The sequence below is a fragment of the Aeromonas sp. FDAARGOS 1404 genome, from assembly GCF_019047085.1.
Taxonomy (GTDB): Bacteria; Pseudomonadota; Gammaproteobacteria; order Enterobacterales; family Aeromonadaceae; genus Aeromonas; species Aeromonas veronii.
The window spans coordinates 246,714-263,618 of sequence record NZ_CP077237.1; the positions used below are offsets into that span (position 1 = coordinate 246,714).

General features: G+C 59.2%; 18 protein-coding genes. 6 read left to right on the forward strand and 12 right to left on the reverse strand.

Going from position 1 to position 16,905, the window contains the following annotated elements:
• Positions 1 to 47 precede the first annotated feature (47 nt).
• The 4 genes from I6L34_RS01110 to sdhC are packed head-to-tail and all read right to left on the reverse strand — an operon-like array spanning position 48 to position 3,264.
• On the reverse strand, positions 48 to 764 hold the full coding sequence (locus I6L34_RS01110; protein WP_005333549.1) for a succinate dehydrogenase iron-sulfur subunit: 717 nt from the start codon (positions 762 to 764) through the stop codon (positions 48 to 50).
• A 16-nt stretch (positions 765 to 780) separates the two neighbouring features.
• Positions 781 to 2,547, reverse strand: a complete 1,767-nt coding sequence (sdhA, locus tag I6L34_RS01115; RefSeq protein ID WP_013723668.1) for a succinate dehydrogenase flavoprotein subunit — start codon at positions 2,545 to 2,547, stop codon at positions 781 to 783.
• A gap of 1 nt (position 2,548) precedes the next feature.
• Positions 2,549 to 2,893: a succinate dehydrogenase, hydrophobic membrane anchor protein gene (gene sdhD / locus I6L34_RS01120; RefSeq protein ID WP_005333558.1), complete on the reverse strand. Its 345-nt coding sequence runs from the start codon at positions 2,891 to 2,893 to the stop codon at positions 2,549 to 2,551.
• On the reverse strand, positions 2,887 to 3,264 hold the full coding sequence (gene sdhC, locus I6L34_RS01125; protein ID WP_005333571.1) for a succinate dehydrogenase cytochrome b556 subunit: 378 nt from the start codon (positions 3,262 to 3,264) through the stop codon (positions 2,887 to 2,889). The genes sdhD and sdhC overlap by 7 nt, the downstream gene beginning before the upstream one ends.
• Before the next feature lie 442 nt (positions 3,265 to 3,706).
• Between sdhC and I6L34_RS01130 the strand changes: the two genes are divergently transcribed.
• Both I6L34_RS01130 and I6L34_RS01135 read left to right on the forward strand, forming a co-directional pair.
• Positions 3,707 to 4,993, forward strand: a complete 1,287-nt coding sequence (locus I6L34_RS01130; RefSeq protein WP_005333572.1) for a citrate synthase — start codon at positions 3,707 to 3,709, stop codon at positions 4,991 to 4,993.
• Between the two features lie 92 nt (positions 4,994 to 5,085).
• On the forward strand, positions 5,086 to 5,406 hold the full coding sequence (locus tag I6L34_RS01135; RefSeq protein ID WP_088868807.1) for a DUF4377 domain-containing protein: 321 nt from the start codon (positions 5,086 to 5,088) through the stop codon (positions 5,404 to 5,406).
• 78 nt (positions 5,407 to 5,484) lie between these two features.
• On the opposite strand, the gene I6L34_RS01140 is transcribed toward I6L34_RS01135, so the two are convergent.
• Together I6L34_RS01140 and I6L34_RS01145 are read right to left on the reverse strand one after the other, a co-directional pair.
• On the reverse strand, positions 5,485 to 5,925 hold the full coding sequence (locus tag I6L34_RS01140) for an acetyltransferase (RefSeq protein ID WP_064335901.1): 441 nt from the start codon (positions 5,923 to 5,925) through the stop codon (positions 5,485 to 5,487).
• Between the two features lie 57 nt (positions 5,926 to 5,982).
• Positions 5,983 to 6,828, reverse strand: a complete 846-nt coding sequence (locus I6L34_RS01145) for a DUF5718 family protein (protein ID WP_103251154.1) — start codon at positions 6,826 to 6,828, stop codon at positions 5,983 to 5,985.
• A 338-nt stretch (positions 6,829 to 7,166) separates the two neighbouring features.
• Between I6L34_RS01145 and I6L34_RS01150 the strand changes: the two genes are divergently transcribed.
• The 3 genes from I6L34_RS01150 (at position 7,167) to I6L34_RS01160 (ending at position 9,598) form a co-directional block, all read left to right on the forward strand.
• Positions 7,167 to 7,559, forward strand: a complete 393-nt coding sequence (locus I6L34_RS01150; RefSeq protein WP_216955375.1) for an NUDIX domain-containing protein — start codon at positions 7,167 to 7,169, stop codon at positions 7,557 to 7,559.
• 91 nt (positions 7,560 to 7,650) lie between these two features.
• A complete protein-coding gene (locus I6L34_RS01155) occupies positions 7,651 to 8,157 on the forward strand; it encodes a GNAT family N-acetyltransferase (protein WP_216955376.1) in 507 nt (168 codons plus the stop codon).
• Between the two features lie 322 nt (positions 8,158 to 8,479).
• Complete coding sequence (locus tag I6L34_RS01160; protein WP_216955378.1) at positions 8,480 to 9,598, forward strand: glycerol dehydrogenase; 1,119 nt, start codon at positions 8,480 to 8,482, stop codon at positions 9,596 to 9,598.
• Positions 9,599 to 9,704: 106 nt separating this feature from the next.
• Here I6L34_RS01160 and pdxY read toward each other — a convergent pair whose 3' ends face one another.
• The 3 genes from pdxY to I6L34_RS01175 all read right to left on the reverse strand — a co-directional run bounded on the left by pdxY (position 9,705) and on the right by I6L34_RS01175 (position 12,167).
• The gene (gene pdxY, locus I6L34_RS01165; protein WP_019446110.1) at positions 9,705 to 10,568 is read right to left on the reverse strand and encodes a pyridoxal kinase PdxY; all 864 of its coding nucleotides are present in this window, start codon (positions 10,566 to 10,568) and stop codon (positions 9,705 to 9,707) included.
• A gap of 174 nt (positions 10,569 to 10,742) precedes the next feature.
• Positions 10,743 to 11,519, reverse strand: a complete 777-nt coding sequence (locus I6L34_RS01170; protein ID WP_216955379.1) for a DUF429 domain-containing protein — start codon at positions 11,517 to 11,519, stop codon at positions 10,743 to 10,745.
• Positions 11,520 to 11,603: 84 nt separating this feature from the next.
• Positions 11,604 to 12,167, reverse strand: a complete 564-nt coding sequence (locus I6L34_RS01175; protein ID WP_216955381.1) for a phaC PHA synthase — start codon at positions 12,165 to 12,167, stop codon at positions 11,604 to 11,606.
• Positions 12,168 to 12,427: 260 nt separating this feature from the next.
• On the opposite strand from I6L34_RS01175, the gene ybcJ reads away from it, so the two are divergent.
• Positions 12,428 to 12,661 carry a ribosome-associated protein YbcJ gene (gene ybcJ, locus I6L34_RS01180; protein WP_005361116.1) on the forward strand — a complete coding sequence of 78 codons (234 nt, stop codon included), beginning with the start codon at positions 12,428 to 12,430 and terminating at the stop codon, positions 12,659 to 12,661.
• 33 nt (positions 12,662 to 12,694) lie between these two features.
• Here ybcJ and I6L34_RS01185 read toward each other — a convergent pair whose 3' ends face one another.
• The 3 genes from I6L34_RS01185 to I6L34_RS01195 form a co-directional block, all read right to left on the reverse strand.
• Positions 12,695 to 13,168, reverse strand: a complete 474-nt coding sequence (locus I6L34_RS01185) for a DUF4442 domain-containing protein (RefSeq protein ID WP_005352552.1) — start codon at positions 13,166 to 13,168, stop codon at positions 12,695 to 12,697.
• 166 nt (positions 13,169 to 13,334) lie between these two features.
• Complete coding sequence (locus I6L34_RS01190; RefSeq protein ID WP_216955383.1) at positions 13,335 to 15,086, reverse strand: ABC transporter transmembrane domain-containing protein; 1,752 nt, start codon at positions 15,084 to 15,086, stop codon at positions 13,335 to 13,337.
• On the reverse strand, positions 15,083 to 16,819 hold the full coding sequence (locus I6L34_RS01195) for an ABC transporter transmembrane domain-containing protein (RefSeq protein WP_216955385.1): 1,737 nt from the start codon (positions 16,817 to 16,819) through the stop codon (positions 15,083 to 15,085). The genes I6L34_RS01190 and I6L34_RS01195 overlap by 4 nt, the downstream gene beginning before the upstream one ends.
• Positions 16,820 to 16,905: the final 86 nt, after the last annotated feature.

Here is a 16,905-nt window from a genome sequence, read left to right on the forward strand (position 1 = left end):
TGGGATGGCTATCCAGAGGTCGGGCCAGCACCTGGCCGGCCCTGATACTAAACAGCCCGATTGAGCAACATCGACTTGATCTGACCAATCGCCTTGGTCGGGTTCAAGCCTTTCGGACAGACGTTCACGCAGTTCATGATGCCATGGCAGCGGAACACGCTGAATGCGTCGTCCAGATTCCCCAGTCGTTCGGTGGTCGCGGTGTCGCGGCTGTCAGCCAGCCAGCGGTAGGCGGCGAGCAGCCCGGCCGGACCGATGAACTTGTCGGGATTCCACCAGAAGGAGGGGCACGAAGTGGAGCAGCAGGCACAGAGAATGCACTCGTACAGGCCGTCAAGCTTGGCGCGCTCTTCGGGGGATTGCAGGTGCTCACGCACCGGCGGCAACTTGTCATCATTGATGAGGAAGGGTTTGACCTTCTCCCACTGGGTGTAGAACTGGGTCATGTCGATCACCAGATCACGGATCACCGGCAGGCCGGGCAAGGGGCGGATAACGACGTTATTGCCCTTCTTCAGCAGGTCGGAGAGCGGGGTGATACAGGCAAGACCGTTCTTGCCATTCATGTTGAGACCATCTGATCCACAGACCCCTTCGCGGCAAGAGCGGCGGAAGGCGAGCGTGGGATCCAGCTCTTTCAACTGGATCAGTGCGTCGAGCACCATCATGTCGGAACCTTCAGGAATATCAAGACGATATTCCTTCATATGGGGGACGTTATCAACATCCGGATTGTATCTGTAGACAGAGAATGTGACGTTCATAGGGCTGGCTCCGCAATCAGTAAGTCCGAACCTTGGGCGGGAACGCCTCACGGGTCTTGGGTGACATGTTGACAGCGCGACGGGTCATGGACTCGGTGTCCGGATGATAGAGGCTGTGGCACAGCCAGTTCTCATCGTCGCGATCCGGGAAGTCGAAACGGCAGTGAGCACCGCGACTCTCGGTACGGAAGTTGGCGGCAACCGCCGTGGCAAACGCCGTCTCCATCAGGTTGTCCAGCTCCAGGCACTCGATGCGCTGGGTGTTGAACTCTTTGGAGGTGTCATCCAGACGGGCTGACTTGAGGCGCTCGCGGATAACCTTGAGCTCGGCCAGCCCCTCTGCCATCGCCGCACCTTCGCGGAATACGGAGAAGTTGTTCTGCATGCAGCGCTGCAGGTCTTTGCGGATCTGCACCGGGTCTTCACCGTCACGGCAATTTTCCCAGCGGTTGAAGCGGGCCAGTGCGGCATCCAGATCCGACTCGGAAGCATCACGACCGTGCTCCATCTCGCCCAGGGTGTTGACCAGATGCATGCCGGCAGCGCGCCCGAAGACCACCAGATCCAGCAGGGAGTTGCCACCCAGACGGTTGGCACCGTGTACGGAGACGCAGGCAATCTCGCCCACCGCAAACAGACCGACCACCGGTACATCGTTGCCGTTCTTGTCCTGAGTCAGACACTGGCCATTCACGTTGGTCGGCACGCCGCCCATCATGTAGTGGCAGGTCGGGATGATCGGGATCGGCTCTTTGACCGGATCCACGTGGGCGAAGGTGCGGGAGAGTTCACAGATGCCCGGCAGACGGGATTCCAGCACCTCTTTGCCGAGGTGATCCAGTTTAAGCTTGATGTGCGGGCCCCAGGGACCATCGCAGCCACGGCCTTCACGGATCTCGATCATGATGGAGCGGGCCACCACGTCGCGACCGGCCAAGTCCTTGGCGTTCGGGGCGTAACGCTCCATGAAGCGCTCGCCATCTTTATTGAGCAGATAGCCGCCTTCACCACGGCAGCCTTCAGTTACCAGCACCCCTGCCCCGGCGATGCCGGTCGGGTGAAACTGCCACATCTCCATGTCCTGCACGCCGACGCCAGCGCGCAGCGCCATACCGACACCGTCACCTGTATTGATGTGGGCGTTGGTGGTGGACTGGTAGATACGACCGGCACCGCCAGTCGCCAGCACGGTGGCCTTGGCCTTGAAGTAGACCACTTCACCGCTCTCCATGTCGATGGCGGTACAACCCACCACATGGCCATCCTGGTTTTTCACCAGATCCAGCGCATACCACTCGGAGAAGACGGTGGTCTTGTTCTTGACGTTTTGTTGGTAAAGGGTGTGCAGCAGGGCGTGACCGGTACGGTCGGCGGCCGCTGCGGTACGAGCAGCCTGCTCGCCACCGAAATTCTTGGACTGACCACCAAACGGACGCTGGTAGACAGACCCGTTGTCGAAACGGGAGAAGGGCAAGCCCATGTTCTCCAGCTCATAGATAGCCTCGGGGCCGGTTTTGCACATGTACTCGATGGCTTCCTGATCACCGATGTAATCGGAACCTTTTACCGTGTCATACATATGCCACTGCCAGTTGTCATCATGGGCATTGCCCAGCGCAACCGTGATCCCGCCCTGAGCGGAAACAGTGTGAGAACGGGTTGGAAAAACCTTGGACAACAGAGCGCAGCTCTTGCCGGACTGGGCAATCTGCAGCGCGGCGCGCATACCGGCACCACCGGCACCAATCACCACCGCATCAAATTCACGAGTTGGAATAGTCACCTTACACACCCCACAGCACGACGAAACCCGTCATCAGATAGACAAACAGCACCACGACCAGGGCAAATTGCAGCGCCCCGCGCAGCCCTACCGGCTTGATATAGTCAGTCAGCACCTGCCACAGACCAATCCAGGCGTGGATCAGTACGCAGAGCAGGGTCAACAGGGTGAATACTTTGGTGAATGTTTTGGCGAAGAAGCCTGCCCACACCTCGTAGGTGATGTCGTTGAACGCGACAAAGCCCACCAGATAGAGGACATAACAGGTCATGATGAGGGCGGTGGCGCGGATCAGGATGTAATCATGAACGCCGCTGCGCCCGAAGGTTGCAGAATTGGTTACCATACAAGCACTCCCGCCAATACAGCCAGGATCGCGGTGATCACGAAGGCCACGCGGGCGCTCTGATTGCCGGATTCCAGCTCTTCCCAATAGCCCATATCCATGACCAGATGACGCAAGCCGCCCACAATGTGGTATGCCAGCGCAGTCAGGATCCCCCACAGCACGAGTTTGACCAGGAAGTTGTCCATGATGGCAACCACGGTTTCAAACCCTTCGGGAGAGGCGAGTGAAGTACCAAGCATCCACAGCAAGATGCCCAGTGCAACAAAGGTAATGACCCCTGAAACACGGTGCAGGATGGATGCAATGGCAGTGACAGGAAAGCTGATCGTCTGTAGGTCGAGGTTGACCGGTCTCTGTTTGTTTTTCACGCTTGCCCACTCAGCTCCATTGAGCACGTTAGTTATTGTTTTAACTCACACTTGAGGGCACGGAATGGTGATTGTTGGCTTTTTGTTACCAAAACACTCTGAAAAAGCCAAAACGCGAGTTTTCGGTTTCACATCAGGCTTTGCCAAAGCGTTTCAAACACCCGCAGCCATGACCCACGTGGCGCAGTATATCGGCGGCCTTAACCGAAGACAATCAATTAGCTACAAAGAAAACACAAAACCGCAAACTCGATCGCATATTTAATTTAACATTTCATTAATGCCATTAATGGGGTTCCAGCAAAATTGACATTGATAAGGAACTCTGTTTCAAATAAGGCGCTCCAGCCACTTCGGTATGGGTAACAACCTTTGCCAGCGTCATAAAAGTCGTAATAGAGTAGGACTGGAACCAAATTATAAAGAGCAAAGGAGACGTGCTATGGCTGATAAGATAGCCACCCTACACCTGCCCGGAAAAGATCCGGTCGAACTGCCGATCCTCTCCGGCACCATCGGCCCGGATGTCATCGATGTCAGAAAATTGGGATCACAGGGGTATTTCACCTTTGACCCCGGTTTTATGGCCACCGGTTCTTGCAAATCTGCCATTACCTACATTGACGGGGATCAGGGTGTCTTGCTGCACCGTGGTTACCCCATCGCCCAGTTGGCCACCCAGGCCACCTATCTGGAAGTCTGCTATATCCTGTTGTACGGCGAAGCGCCGACCAAGGCCCAATATGCCGAATTCGAACGCCTGGTCACCCGCCACACCATGGTGCACGAGCAGATCGCCTTCTTCTTCCGCGGCTTCCGTCGCGACTCCCACCCCATGGCCATCATGTGCGGTGTAGTCAGCGCCCTCTCCGCCTTCTATCACGATGCCCTCGACATCAATAACGAGCAGCATCGCGAGATCTGTGCCTTCCGTCTGCTCTCCAAGATGCCGACTCTGGCCGCTATGTGTTACAAGTACTCCATCGGCCAGCCGTTCATGCAGCCGCGTAACGCCCTCTCCTATGCCGGTAACTTCCTGCACATGATGTTTGGCGTGCCGACCGAAGAGTACAAGGTCAACCCCATCGTTGAACGCGCCATGGATCGTATCTTTACCCTCCATGCGGATCACGAGCAGAACGCCTCCACTTCCACCGTTCGTCTGGCTGGATCCTCCGGTGCCAACCCGTTCGCCTGTATCGCCGCGGGGATCGCCTCCCTGTGGGGACCGGCCCACGGTGGTGCCAACGAAGCCTGCCTGCGCATGCTGGAAGAGATCGGCTCGGTGGATCGCATCCCCGAGTACATCGCCAAGGCCAAGGACAAGAATGATCCGTTCCGTCTGATGGGCTTTGGTCACCGTGTCTACAAGAACCACGACCCTCGTGCCACAGTGATGCGCGAAACCTGCCACGAAGTACTGACCGAGCTGCAGATCAAGGATCCACTGCTGGACGTGGCCATGGAGCTGGAGCGCATTGCGCTCTCCGACCCCTACTTCGTCGAGAAGAAACTCTACCCGAACGTGGACTTCTACTCCGGCATCATCATGAAGGCGATCGGCATCCCGATGAGCATGTTCACCGTGATCTTCGCCATCTCCCGCACTATCGGCTGGATTGCGCACTGGAACGAGTTCCACTCAGACCCGGACAGCAAGATTGGTCGCCCACGCCAGCTCTACGTGGGCCACCCGCTGCGCGAGTTCACTCCACTCGAGCAGCGCTAACCACTGCGCTGATATGGTTTGTTACAAAGGCGGTCATTGACCGCCTTTTTGTTTGCCGCTCTAATGCCCCCTTTCGCGTTAAGGAGTCCATTATGAAACCACTGTTTATCAGCGCAGCCTTGCTGCTGACCGCCTGCCAGAGCGCCCCCGCCCCGTCACAGGGGGAGACCCTCTATATCAACAGCCAGCTGGTCGATTGCGTCGGAGTTGGCCCAATGCAGTGCATGCAGGTTCGCAGTGATGAGCAGCAGCCCTGGACGCTGTTCTACCAGAATATTGAAGGCTTCCAATTCGAGCCGGGCTACCGGTATCAGCTCACAGTCAGCAAAGAGCAGCTCACCGATGTGCCGGCCGATGCCCCCTCCCTGCGCTATCAGCTGATCAAGGTAGTGAACAAGGTCGCCAGCAAGTAACAAACACGATCAAAAAAACGGGGGATGGCTGATGCCATCCCCCGTTGGTTTATGGGTACTGCGCCTCATCAGGCACGATCAGGTCGGCGCCAGCGCCATATGCAGCAGCGGATAGGGCTTGCCCTGACCATCCAGCGGCGAACGACCCGTCACGGTGAATCCCATCTTCAGATAGAAGCCCACCGCCTGTTCGTTCTGCTCGTTGACGTCAACCTGCGTCGCGCCGCCCTGCGTGATGGCATGGGCCACCAGCAAACGCCCCACGCCACTACCGCGCGCCTCGGGAGCCACAAACAGCATCTCCAGCTTGCCCTCGTACACTCCGCTAAAACCCGTAATGTGCCCCTCTTCTGTGCGGGCACTGCGCAGTGTCACCGCATCGAAGTAGTGCTCCAGAATAAGCGGTTTAAGCGCGAGGATCTCGGCCTCGGGCAGGAAGTGGTGGGTCGCCCGAACAGAGGCCTCCCACAGGTCGATCAGGGCCGGATAATCGGCCCGGGATACCGGAACAATCGTCATGAAATAACTCGATATGATAACCAGCGGGAAGAGACATCTTCCCGCTGGCAACGGTGATTAGCGCGCCTGCACCGCCTGCAGCAGCACGGACATATCAGCGCCAAAGTTGCGGCTGCGGATCGCCTCGCGGATATCCGCTTCGCTATAACGGCTGCCCGGGTAGACCACCACGCAGGAAGTGTCGCCCGGTTTGAGGAAGTGGGTCTCGCCAAACGGGGTATAGCGGGTGGCGCCGATACTGATGAGCGCATGGGGAGGATGTCCCGCCTGCGCCAGCAGCCCCTGAATGTGCTCCGCCGGCCCCTCATCCTGCTGATGGTTGAACTTGTCGATGGCCCAGTCGAGCAGCTTGCCGTGGAAGTAGCTGTAGTCGATGGCGGCGCTGTCTACCCCGTAGGCGTGCAGCTCGCCATCGCGCTCCAGATAGCAGGCGATACGATAGTCATCGAGCTCGCAACCGGCGGCAAAACCGGAAAGCGGCAGCAGCTTGTCCGCCAGCCCCTTGCTCTCTTCGCCCCAGTTCTTCTTCTCGCTGATCTTCTTGGCGTTGGGACGACGGATGGAGCAGTCGTTATAGGCGCCAAAGGCGCGGGGATGGATCGCCACCACCTGCTTGTCGGCATACTCCAGCTCGCACCAGAGGGCTACTTCCGGCTCGATCTGCACCTTCTCGTCCCCACTGACCGCCGCTTCCGGCAGGAAGATCGCCTTGTCGCTCAACGGGAATACCCCGAGCTGACCCGGATGGCCCGGCACGAAGAAGGGGAACAGCGCCTTGGGCGCCGTGGTATCGCGCACCACGACCGCTACGAAGTCCGACGCTTCACCCGCCTGCTCCAGATGACCGGCGAAATTGCCCGCGACCCCGAGTCCGATAAACTTGCTCTCTGCTGCTATCTGCATCTTGCTCACCTGCATCTTGCCAACGCAAGGTAGCAGGCTCGTCGCCTACTACCGCTAAAGTGGCAAGATTAAACCACAAGGACCCCGCCTTCGCCCAGTCCGGCCCTGTCGTGATGTGCGCCAGTCCGCTTTTTTAGGGACGAGAAGGCTGTGGTGAACCAGCCATTGCGCACTCATTCAGCTACGCGGTGACCGCGCTGGAAACAGTGCGTTTCCGGCATCTCCCCTCTTTCTCCTTGGGACTCAACTTCATCTTTGTTAGGCTGCCGGCATGCAAAACAACTGTGCGCTTGAATGCGCCACTGCTCATCACGGCAACCCCATTGGAGAGAAAACGGATGATCGACAAACTCGCCTGGCTCACCTTTAAAGATCAGCAACTGCTCTGCGCCCGCTCCCACGGCAAGGACATCTATTACATCCCGGGCGGCAAGCGGGAACCGGGCGAGAGCGACGAGGCGGCGCTGATCCGCGAGATTGAGGAGGAGCTGGCTGTCACCCTGCAACCCGACACCCTGCGCTTTGCCTGCGAATTCAACGCTCAGGCCGATGGCAAACCGGCAGGTGTCGAGGTGAGACTGCGCTGCTACACCGGCGAAGCGAGCGGCCCCCCGATCGCCTCGGCAGAAATTGCCGAGCTGCGCTGGCTCGACAGCTCTCACCTCGATGAGCTCTCCCCCGTCTCCCGCTTGCTGTTTACCTGGCTGGTTGAGCAGGAGCTGATCCGCTGACAAGCCGTACTCGCGGCGAGCATAAGTGCCTACCTCATATGAACCAACGGTGGCAATCAGCCACATAACAGCGCAACGACAAGGATGTCAGATGAACATTGTGGAAGTTAAGAGCGCAGTAACCTACCAAAGTGCGCTCATCAACCTGCTGCAAGATTGTGTCGATAGAGGCGCCTCGGTCGGTTTTTTACCGCCGCTGACCACGGAGGAATCTGCCCACTACTGGCAAGGAGTTGAAGCGGATCTGGCGGCAGGTCACCGAAAGCTGTGGCTTGCCCTTGAGCAACAACAGCTCGTGGGAGCGATTCAGCTCGCGCTCTGTGGCAAGGCCAACGGTCGCCACCGGGCCGAAGTGGAAAAACTGATGGTACTGCAAACGGCGAGAGGTAAAGGTGTCGGTCGTGCGCTGATGCTGTCAATGGAACAAGGCGCCCATGCCGCGGGCCGTTCGCTGCTGGTGCTGGATACTCGCGCCGGTGATGTGGCCTCCCACCTTTATCGTCAACTCGGCTATCTGGAGGCGGGCCAGATCCCCAGCTTTGCACGCAACGCCGATGACACTCTTGCTGCAACCGTCATCTTCTACAAACCGCTCTGACTATCCCCTATCCCTTATCCAAATACAGCAGGGCCGCACCAAGCGGCCCTGCTTGTTGCCAGCGTGACTGTTTGTTGCAGCAGTATGGCTTGCGACGGATTGCCACGATACGGCCATTGCGCCTGTATGCCTCAACACCGCCAATTGCTCGCCCCAAAATACAACCAACCAAACAAACAAACAAACAAACAAACAAACAGAAAGATTAATTAATGATTAAAACGCCCCCCTTTTCTTCTTCATCTATTGCCTCATCAGGCGTATCGTAAGAGACCCATTTGATAATCAAATCTATGTTGTTCACTGCCTTGAGGAATAATGGATGCCCACTTTGCCCCGTACAGTTACCTCCCCCAAAAAGTTCATCATCGGTCAACACCTTCTCCCGCAACTCCATGAGCACGTTAAAGATTTTGGTGACTATGCGTTGCTCATCAGCGATGAGTTCATTCTGGAGCGGGTACGGGAAGAAGCTTTGGCGGGGCTCCTGCAGGCAGGCCTCAGGGGAGTGGTCGACAAGTTTCGCTACGAATGCACCGAACAGGAGATCCACCGCCTGACCCACCTTGCAGAGCAATATGGTGCGAACGTGATTGTCGGGATCGGCGGCGGCAAGACGCTGGATGTCGCCAAGGCCGTGGCCTTCTATCTGCGCCGTCCGGTTGTGCTGTTTCCGACGATTGCCTCCACAGATGCCCCCTGCACGGCACTGGCGGTGATCTACAACCAGGCGGGGGAATTTGAGCGCTATCTCTTCCTGCCGCAAAATCCGGACGTGGTGCTGGCTGACACGGCCATCATTGCCGCCGCCCCTCCCCGCTTCTTTTCCGCAGGCGTTGGCGATGCCCTGGCCACCTATTTCGAGGCGCGCGCCTGCTATCGGGCGGACGGGCTCAATCTGGTCGGCAAGCGCCCTTCACGCACTGGCCTTGGTCTGGCAAAGCTCTGTTACGAGCTGCTTGGTGAGAACATCGAGCTGGCCATGGATGCGATACGCCACCATGTCTCGACCCCGGCGCTGGAGCAGGTTATCGAGGCCACCATCTACCTCAGCGGGGTCGGCGCCGAAGCCGGTGGACTGGCCGCCGCTCATGCAATCAACAACGGCATGTCACTGATCGCGGAGCTCCATCGTGCCCAGCATGGCGAGAAGGTAGTCTTCGGCCTGCTGACCCAACTCGTGCTTGAGCGCGCCCCGCAACACGAACTTGATGCGGTGTTTCGCATCATCGACTGTGCAGGTCTGCCCATGACGCTGCAAGAGCTGGGGCTCACCCACTTTGATGAAAGCGAGTGGCGCAAGGTGGCGCAGCTGGCCTGCGATCCCCTCGATACCATGGGCAACATGCCGATGACAGTGAGTGAACAGGATGTCTACGCCGCCATGGTAGCGGCCAATGCCATGGCTGAGCGTTATCGCCTCCGCCATCCCCGCATCTGATTGCTTGCCGCACTAAATAGGCAAACAGTAAAAAGGCTTGCCCATTGGCAAGCCTTTTTCGTTTGCATCCCATCCCTTGTCGGGATAGACGAAAGTCAGCGCAGTATCAGGGCAGTTTCACCGCTCGCACTGCAACCTCTGGCAGGGCGAAGGCATCTTGCGCGGCAATGAGTTGCAGCTCGTAAGCCTGCTGGCGCCAGGTCTCCTGCAGCACCGCATCCACCGAGGCGTTGGTGCGCTCGAACGCGCTGACCGCATCGTGACCGGCCAGCAAGTTGGCCAGCATCAGGGCGCTGATAAGATCGCCAACCCCCACCGGCTGGCGGGCAAAGTCATAAAGCGGACGGGCAATCAAGTAATCCCCTTGCGGGGTGGCCAGCAGCATCTCGAAGCGGCTGGAGTCCTGCGCCGCACGACCGAGATGCTTGACCAGCACCAGCTTGACGCCGCGGGCCAGCAGCTGATGGGCAGCCGCGCGGGTCTGATCCAGATCTGCCAGATGGGTATCACAGAGGGTCTCCAGCTCCAGCAGGTTGGGGGCCATCATGTCGGCCACCGGCAACGCCTGCTCGGTCAGGAAACGGGTGACGCCAGGAGCGACGATACACCCCTTCTCCGGATGACCCATCACAGGGTCGCAGAAGTAGATGGCATCGGGGTTGGCCGCCTTGACGGCGTTGACCACAGTCAGGATCTCGTCTCCCTGTTCGGCGGAGCCAAGGTAACCGCTCAGCACGGCATCACACTGGCTCAACACCTCGATATTGCCCAATCCTTTCACCAGCGCACTGATATGACCCGCCGGCATCGCCATTCCCTGCCACCCCTGGGCATATTGGGTGTGGTTGGAAAACTGCACCGTGTTGATGGGCCATACATCCATGCCGAGGCGACGCATGGGGAAGACGGCCGCGCTGTTGCCGGCACAACCAAAGACCACGTGGGACTGAATAGAGAGAACGGATTTCATCGGGAATACCACAGCAAAGGATCAGCAAGGTGGGCAATATATCGGATGAAGATAACGATGCGCCACCTTGGCGCGGGATGAACAGGCAATTTCCTGACTAAAGACAGGTTTTTTGCGCCATTTGGCCCGCGTCGACAGGATGAGCGGCGCCATGATCCGCCGCGTCACCGTCCATCACATGCCGTTGTGCTCAACGCCATGACGGGCAAAGTGATAGACCCATCCCTCATCACACGGCATGTCACTGGGTGGCGAAATCAGCTCAGGCAATACCGTCACCTTGCCACCAGCGGCATATTGCAGCGCCATCAGGGCGCAGAGCGCCGCATCATAGCGATCGGTGCCGACCAGCACATCCGCAGGCAGCTGCGCCGCCAGCTCGGGCCGTGCCGGGGAGGCCTTGCCGCCCACTTTGGCCAATGCCGGATAGACCTCCAGCACGGCACGACTGGCCTTCGGGGCAACTGTCGGCACCAGTTGCAGATCAGAGAGCTGCGGCAGCATGGAGAGCGCCAGGGTGGCGTTGTTGCCGAGCCGGTCGAAGGTGGCCGACAGCGGCTTTTTGCCGTACTGCTGATACAGCCAGCGCTCGCAGTCGCGATAGGCGTAGGGGTTGTCTATCTCCCGCTCGGGCACGGCGCAGCTGTGTGGCTGGCCGTTGAGCAGATCCCGCAAGGCGCGGGGAAAGGCGAGCGGCGCATCGATACCGAGCGCCAGTTGCGGGCAGGCTTCTACCTGCATCAGGGTCAGCTCGTTTTGCAGGGCGGGACGCAGCAGAGCGGCCAGATCTGGCGCCACCCGCGAGCTCAGACGAAACAGCGGCGACACCCCGAGCCAGTGCAGGCGGTTGGATTCGGCCTGCCAGCCCACCACGGCCACCGCCTGGGCACTGCCCTGCCAGCCACGCACATCCCAGCCGATCCCGATTGCACTCATTTGCCCTGCCGTCATCGATTACCTCTGTTCGCCTATCACAAGTTGCAAGAGGCACAGGGTAATCAGCAGAGGCCCTTAACGCAAAGCGAACTGCCTTGGTCAGAACGATTTCTGGAAGTTCACCAGTGGCAGAATGGGGAACACGCCGTTGGCGGCATAGTTGGCCAGCCCGATCTGCAAGCCATCGAGGTGCTTGGTCGCATTGATAAAGCCAATCTGGAAGGTGGTACGCTCGGCATAATTGACGAAGCCGACGTTGGCCAGCGCATTGCCCTTGGCGATATTGACCGCCCCCCAGTTAAGCCCCTGTACATTGTTGGTCAGGTTGACCAGCCCCAGATTGACGCCGGTATCCTGCCCTTCGTGCCAGTTGATGGCGCTGATAGCGACCCCGCCAAACTGGTGACGCACCCGACCAGCACCGAGGAAAATCCCGAGCTGCAGACCGCTGAACTGATCCACATCGGAGAGGGCGAAGATCGGCAGATCAATGCCCTTCACCTGACCGGTCCGACCGTAGAGCAGCGAGGCGCGCGCCCCTTCCACCTGATGGGACGCGGGCAAATTGACCCCGGGCAGCGAGACCTGCACCGGAGTACTGGCCTGCGCGACACCGCACAGAGTAAGGGCGCTGCATGCCAGCAGCAGGCGGGAGAGTGTCATGGAAAGTTCCTTGGGCCATTGAAAGTGGCCCGATCCTAACAGTCAGGGGAGAGTGTGGGCACACCAGCAGGGACGAGGTGCGTCACGATACGTCACGGGTGGCCCTCTCACCTCTCCATCAGGTCTTGCGAAAGCGCCACCTCAAGGACAATCAGCCACTTTTTCGCAGCGAGTGGCCCCTCTTCCTTTCTTTGCTTGAGCGAACTGCCTAAAATAGTCGCCCTGCTGTATCCGGCATTCATCCATCTAGAGGATTTCCCATGGAAACGTTTCTGCTCGAAGGTCACCCCTTCGTTGCCTTGTGTGATCTTATCAAACATCAGGGATGGGCCGATTGTGGCGGCGCCGCCAAAGCCCTCGTTGCCGAAGGGCTGGTCGAGGTGGACGGTCAGGTCGAGACCCGCAAGCGCTGCAAGATCGTGGCCGAACAGGTGGTCAACTTCAACGGCATGAAGGTCGTGGTGAAAGAGGGTGTCAGCCCGGAGATTGGCTAAACCCGTTTCGGGGAGCCACTCTCCGGCAACCCGCTAGCTGGCCTTGATCGACAGGGTCAGCACAAAACGCGCCATCGCCTCATCCCCGTTCAATGACGGGCAGGTGGCCACCACCCGGATGGGGCGATTAATGCGCTGACCGCTTGCCAGCGACTCGTCGATCATGGCGTCAATCTCCTCCCCCGCTGCGCAGTCGAACTGCACATCCCCCTCCGGTCGTTTCAAAAACTCCCCCTGCACATCCTTGAAGGCGAAGTGCACCTTCTTGCGCCGCTGCCGCCCCTTCTCCATCACCAGTAGACCACCTACCAGATCGGCGCCGGTCGCCAGCGCGCCAAAATACATGCTGCCCAGGTGGTTGCGGGTACGCCAGCCAAGAGGAATGCGAATGCGCAGCGCTTTGGCGTTCATCTCTTCGATGATCGGGGCACAAAACCCGATGACGGGAATATAGCGCCAGGCAAACAGCCGAAGCGCCAGATTGGCTTTGAAGCGTTGCAAATCCATATGCGAACTGATCCGATGAGTTAATGTAAACAACATGTTGCCTGCATCTGCGCCATTCGACAAGCACAGGGATCACGGTTACGACCTTTGCCCAACGCAAAAAAACAGAGGGAACCGCACCGGTTCCCTCTTTTCGTTCATGTCGCCGTTACAGCAAATGTGTCGATCAGGCGCGCTTCTCTTCCAGCCAGGCCCCCTGACTCTGCATCTCGAACAGCTGGGCATAGTGACCGCCGAGGGCCATCAACTCACCATGGGTACCCCGCTCGTTCACCTGACCGCGGGAGAGCAGCAGGATCTCGTCCGCATCGACGATGGTCGAGAGGCGGTGGGCGATGGCGATGGTGGTGCGGCCACGACGGGCAGCAGAGATCGCCTGCGACAGCGCCAGCTCGGTCTGGGAGTCTACGCTGGCCGTCGCTTCATCCAGAATGAGGATGCGCGGATCCCCCACCAGCGCCCGGGCAAAGGAGAGCAGTTGCCGCTGACCGGCGGAGAGATTCTTGCCCCCCTCCTCCATCAGGGTGTTGATCCCCTGTGGCAGGCTGCGCACAAACTCGGCCAGCTGCACCTCGCTCAGCGCCAGCCAGAGCCGCGCGTCATCTATGCCGGCGCGGCCGAGACGCAGGTTCTCCGCCAAAGTGCCGACGAAGATAAAGGGATCTTGCTGCACCAGCCCGATGCTGCGGCGCACCGCCGCCAGCGACAGGGTATCCAGTGCGTGATCATCGAAGCGGATCTGTCCTTGATCCAGCGGATAGAAGCCCATCAACAGGCTGATGATGGTGGACTTGCCGCTGCCGGTATGCCCCACCAGCGCCAGCATCTGGCCCGGTTTGGCGGTAAAGCTTATGTCGCGCAGCACCTGCTGTTCGCCATCGTAGGAGAAGCTCACCCGCTCGAAACTGACCCTTCCTTCCAGCGGGCGCAGCTCGCCGTCGGTGCTCTCGCGGGTTTCATCGAGCAGGGCAAAGACCCGCTCCCCAGCCACCATCGCCTGCTGCAGCTGGTTGAGCTGGTTGGTCATCTCGATGAGCGGCTCGATCATCCGCCCAAGATAGCTGATAAAGGCGTAGAGCACCCCCACCTGAATGGCACCCGCGTGGCTCCCCCCCTCATGGGCAAACAGCGCCAACAGGCCGATCAGCACCATCATGTAGAAGAGATCGATGAGCGGACGCAGCAAAATGCCGTTGATCTTGAGGCTCTTGATCCGTGCCGACCAGTGTTGCTGGTTCACCTCGGCAAAGGCGTTGGCAAAGTGGCGCTCCTGCACCATCGCCTGGATCACCGGCATCCCCTGCAGCGACTCGTTGAGGCGGCTGTTGATGTCGGAGAGCAGACTGCGGGTCGCTCGCACCACCGGCACGCTCAGTTTCTGGTAGAGCCACATCACCCCCCCCACTGCGGGCAGCAACAGGGAGCAGACCAGCATCAGCCGCAGATCCAGCAGCGCCATGGAGATGAGGATGCCGCACAACAGCACCACCTTTTGCACCAGTAAGCCGATCACCTGCACATAGAGGTTCATGATCGCCTCGGTGTCGTTGGTGATGCGGGAAATCAGCGAGCCGGAGCGATGCTTGTCAAAGTAGCGGGCCGGCAAGCGAATGGCGGTGGCAAATACCTGCTCGCGAAGGGTTTGCACCACCGCCTGAGCGATACGGTTAAAGCGCAAGGATTGCAAATAGAAACCCGCCGCCGAGAGCACCTGCAAACCCAGATAGCCCGCTGCAATCAAAGCAATGGTGGGCAGCACGATATTGCGTGGCGCCAGATAGTCATCGATAAAAAGCTTGATCAGCAGCGGCCCGGCCACTTCGGCGCCGGTGGCAAGCAGCAGGCAAATCCCCGCCTGGATCAGCCAGCGAGGATAGCGGGCGCAGTAGGCGAGCAGTCGTTTAATGGTCGGATTCACAGGCTCTCCTCCACCGCTTCTTCAAGTCGCTGATAACGCACCATATCTGCATACCAACCATTGTGCGCCATCAGGGCACCGTGATGACCCCGCTCGCTGACGGCCCCCTGCTCCAGCACCAGGATCTCGTCGGCCTGCTCCACCGCCGTCATGCGATGGCTGACCAGGATCAGGGTGCGACGATGGGCCTTGAGGGAATGCAGAATTTGCTGCTCGGTGTGGGCATCCACCGCCGAGAGCGCATCATCGAGCACCAGAATGGGTGCATCCAGCAGCAGGGCGCGGGCAATGGCCAGCCGCTGTTTCTGGCCGCCGGAGAGGGTCACCCCTTTCTCCCCGACCTCGGTCTCATAACCCTTGGGGAAACGCACGATATCATCGTGGACACAGGCAATGCGTGCCACCCGTTCGACCTCCTCGCGGCTCGCATCGGGTTTGCCCAGGGCGATATTGGCGGCGATAGTGGTGGAAAACAGGAATGGCTCCTGCGGCACATAGGCAAACTGGCTGCGCAGTGTGGCGAGCGGCAGCTGGTCAATCGGAACGCCACCCATGACAATCGAACCGTGAGTCGGATTGGCAAGGCGCATCAACAGCTTGAGCAGGGAGCTCTTGCCTGCCCCGGTGCGCCCCACCACCCCGAGCATCCCCCCTTGCTTGAGGGTAACGTCGATATCCGCAAGCAGGGTGCGCTGCTCAAGTTGATAGCTCACCCCTTTGATCTGCAAAGGAAAGGCAGAGGTAAACGCGGCCGGCTGGGCGGGCTCTTCGATATCGCTGAGCTCCCCCAGCAGGCTTTCGATACGGGAGTAGGCGGCGCTGCCCCGCTCGATGATGTTGAACAGCCAGGCGATGGCAAACATCGGCCAGATCAGCTGGCCGAGGTACATGGTGAAGCTGGTGAGCTCACCCAGAGTCAGCTCATCGCGCAGCACCAGCACACTGCCCCCCGCCACCGCGAGGAAGTAGGAGCAACCGATACAGAGATAGATGACCGGATCGAACTTGGCATCGATGCGGGCCACCGCCATATTGCGCTCCCCCGCCTGTTTGGTCAGCTCGGCAAAGCCTTCATCTTCCAGCGATTCAACCGCATAGGATTTCAACACCCGCACGCCGGAAAGGGCCTCCTGGGTCTTGTTGTTGAGCCTGGAGAAGGCCCCTTGCGCCGCCTTGAACTGGGTGTAGATCTGGGTGCCGAAGCGGTTCATGAAATAGGCCATCACCGGCAGCGGCAGCAAGGAGGCCAGCGTCAACTGCCAGGAGTACTGGCTGCACATGATGGAGAGCACCAATACCCCGACCATGATGGAGTCCACCAGAGTCAGCACCCCTTCGCCAGCGGTCATCTCCACAGCCTGAATGTCATTGGTGGCATGGGCCATCAAATCGCCAGTACGGTGGCGCTGATAAAAATCGGGGCTCATCCGGGTGAAATGACTGAACAGGCGATTGCGCAACACATAGGCCAGACGGTAAGAGGCACCGAACAGCATCACCCGCCAGACGTAGCGCAGCAGATAAATCAGCACACCCAGACCAAACAGCCCCGCCAGATAGCGCATCAGGGTGCCAATGTCGAGACCGCCCTTGGTGATGCCATCCACCACCCAGCCCACCACTTTGGGCGGAATAACGGTCAACAGGGCCACCATCAGCAGCAGGGAGATGGCAGCCAGATAACGGGGCCACTGCTCCTTGAAAAACCAGCTCAATCGTAGAAATACGCTCACACCACCAACCTTTAGCGCTCTCTGCCCGTGACCGCTCCAAGGAGCGGCCATCAGAGAAGCCACGCAGAAATAGAAGAATGAAAACA

Excerpts from the sequence above, each read along its gene's own strand:
- I6L34_RS01160 (WP_216955378.1), top strand. The coding sequence starts at position 8,480 with ATGCCCACTTTGCCCCGTACAGTTACCTCCCCCAAAAAGTTCATCATC.
- ybcJ (WP_005361116.1), top strand. The coding sequence starts at position 12,428 with ATGGAAACGTTTCTGCTCGAAGGTCACCCCTTCGTTGCCTTGTGTGAT.
- I6L34_RS01130 (WP_005333572.1), top strand. The coding sequence starts at position 3,707 with ATGGCTGATAAGATAGCCACCCTACACCTGCCCGGAAAAGATCCGGTC.
- I6L34_RS01155 (WP_216955376.1), top strand. The coding sequence starts at position 7,651 with ATGAACATTGTGGAAGTTAAGAGCGCAGTAACCTACCAAAGTGCGCTC.
- I6L34_RS01170 (WP_216955379.1), bottom strand. The coding sequence starts at position 11,519 with ATGACGGCAGGGCAAATGAGTGCAATCGGGATCGGCTGGGATGTGCGT.
- pdxY (WP_019446110.1), bottom strand. The coding sequence starts at position 10,568 with ATGAAATCCGTTCTCTCTATTCAGTCCCACGTGGTCTTTGGTTGTGCC.
- I6L34_RS01135 (WP_088868807.1), top strand. The coding sequence starts at position 5,086 with ATGAAACCACTGTTTATCAGCGCAGCCTTGCTGCTGACCGCCTGCCAG.
- I6L34_RS01140 (WP_064335901.1), bottom strand. The coding sequence starts at position 5,925 with ATGACGATTGTTCCGGTATCCCGGGCCGATTATCCGGCCCTGATCGAC.
- I6L34_RS01185 (WP_005352552.1), bottom strand. The coding sequence starts at position 13,168 with ATGGATTTGCAACGCTTCAAAGCCAATCTGGCGCTTCGGCTGTTTGCC.
- I6L34_RS01150 (WP_216955375.1), top strand. The coding sequence starts at position 7,167 with ATGATCGACAAACTCGCCTGGCTCACCTTTAAAGATCAGCAACTGCTC.
- I6L34_RS01175 (WP_216955381.1), bottom strand. The coding sequence starts at position 12,167 with ATGACACTCTCCCGCCTGCTGCTGGCATGCAGCGCCCTTACTCTGTGC.
- sdhD (WP_005333558.1), bottom strand. The coding sequence starts at position 2,893 with ATGGTAACCAATTCTGCAACCTTCGGGCGCAGCGGCGTTCATGATTAC.
- I6L34_RS01110 (WP_005333549.1), bottom strand. The coding sequence starts at position 764 with ATGAACGTCACATTCTCTGTCTACAGATACAATCCGGATGTTGATAAC.
- I6L34_RS01145 (WP_103251154.1), bottom strand. The coding sequence starts at position 6,828 with ATGCAGATAGCAGCAGAGAGCAAGTTTATCGGACTCGGGGTCGCGGGC.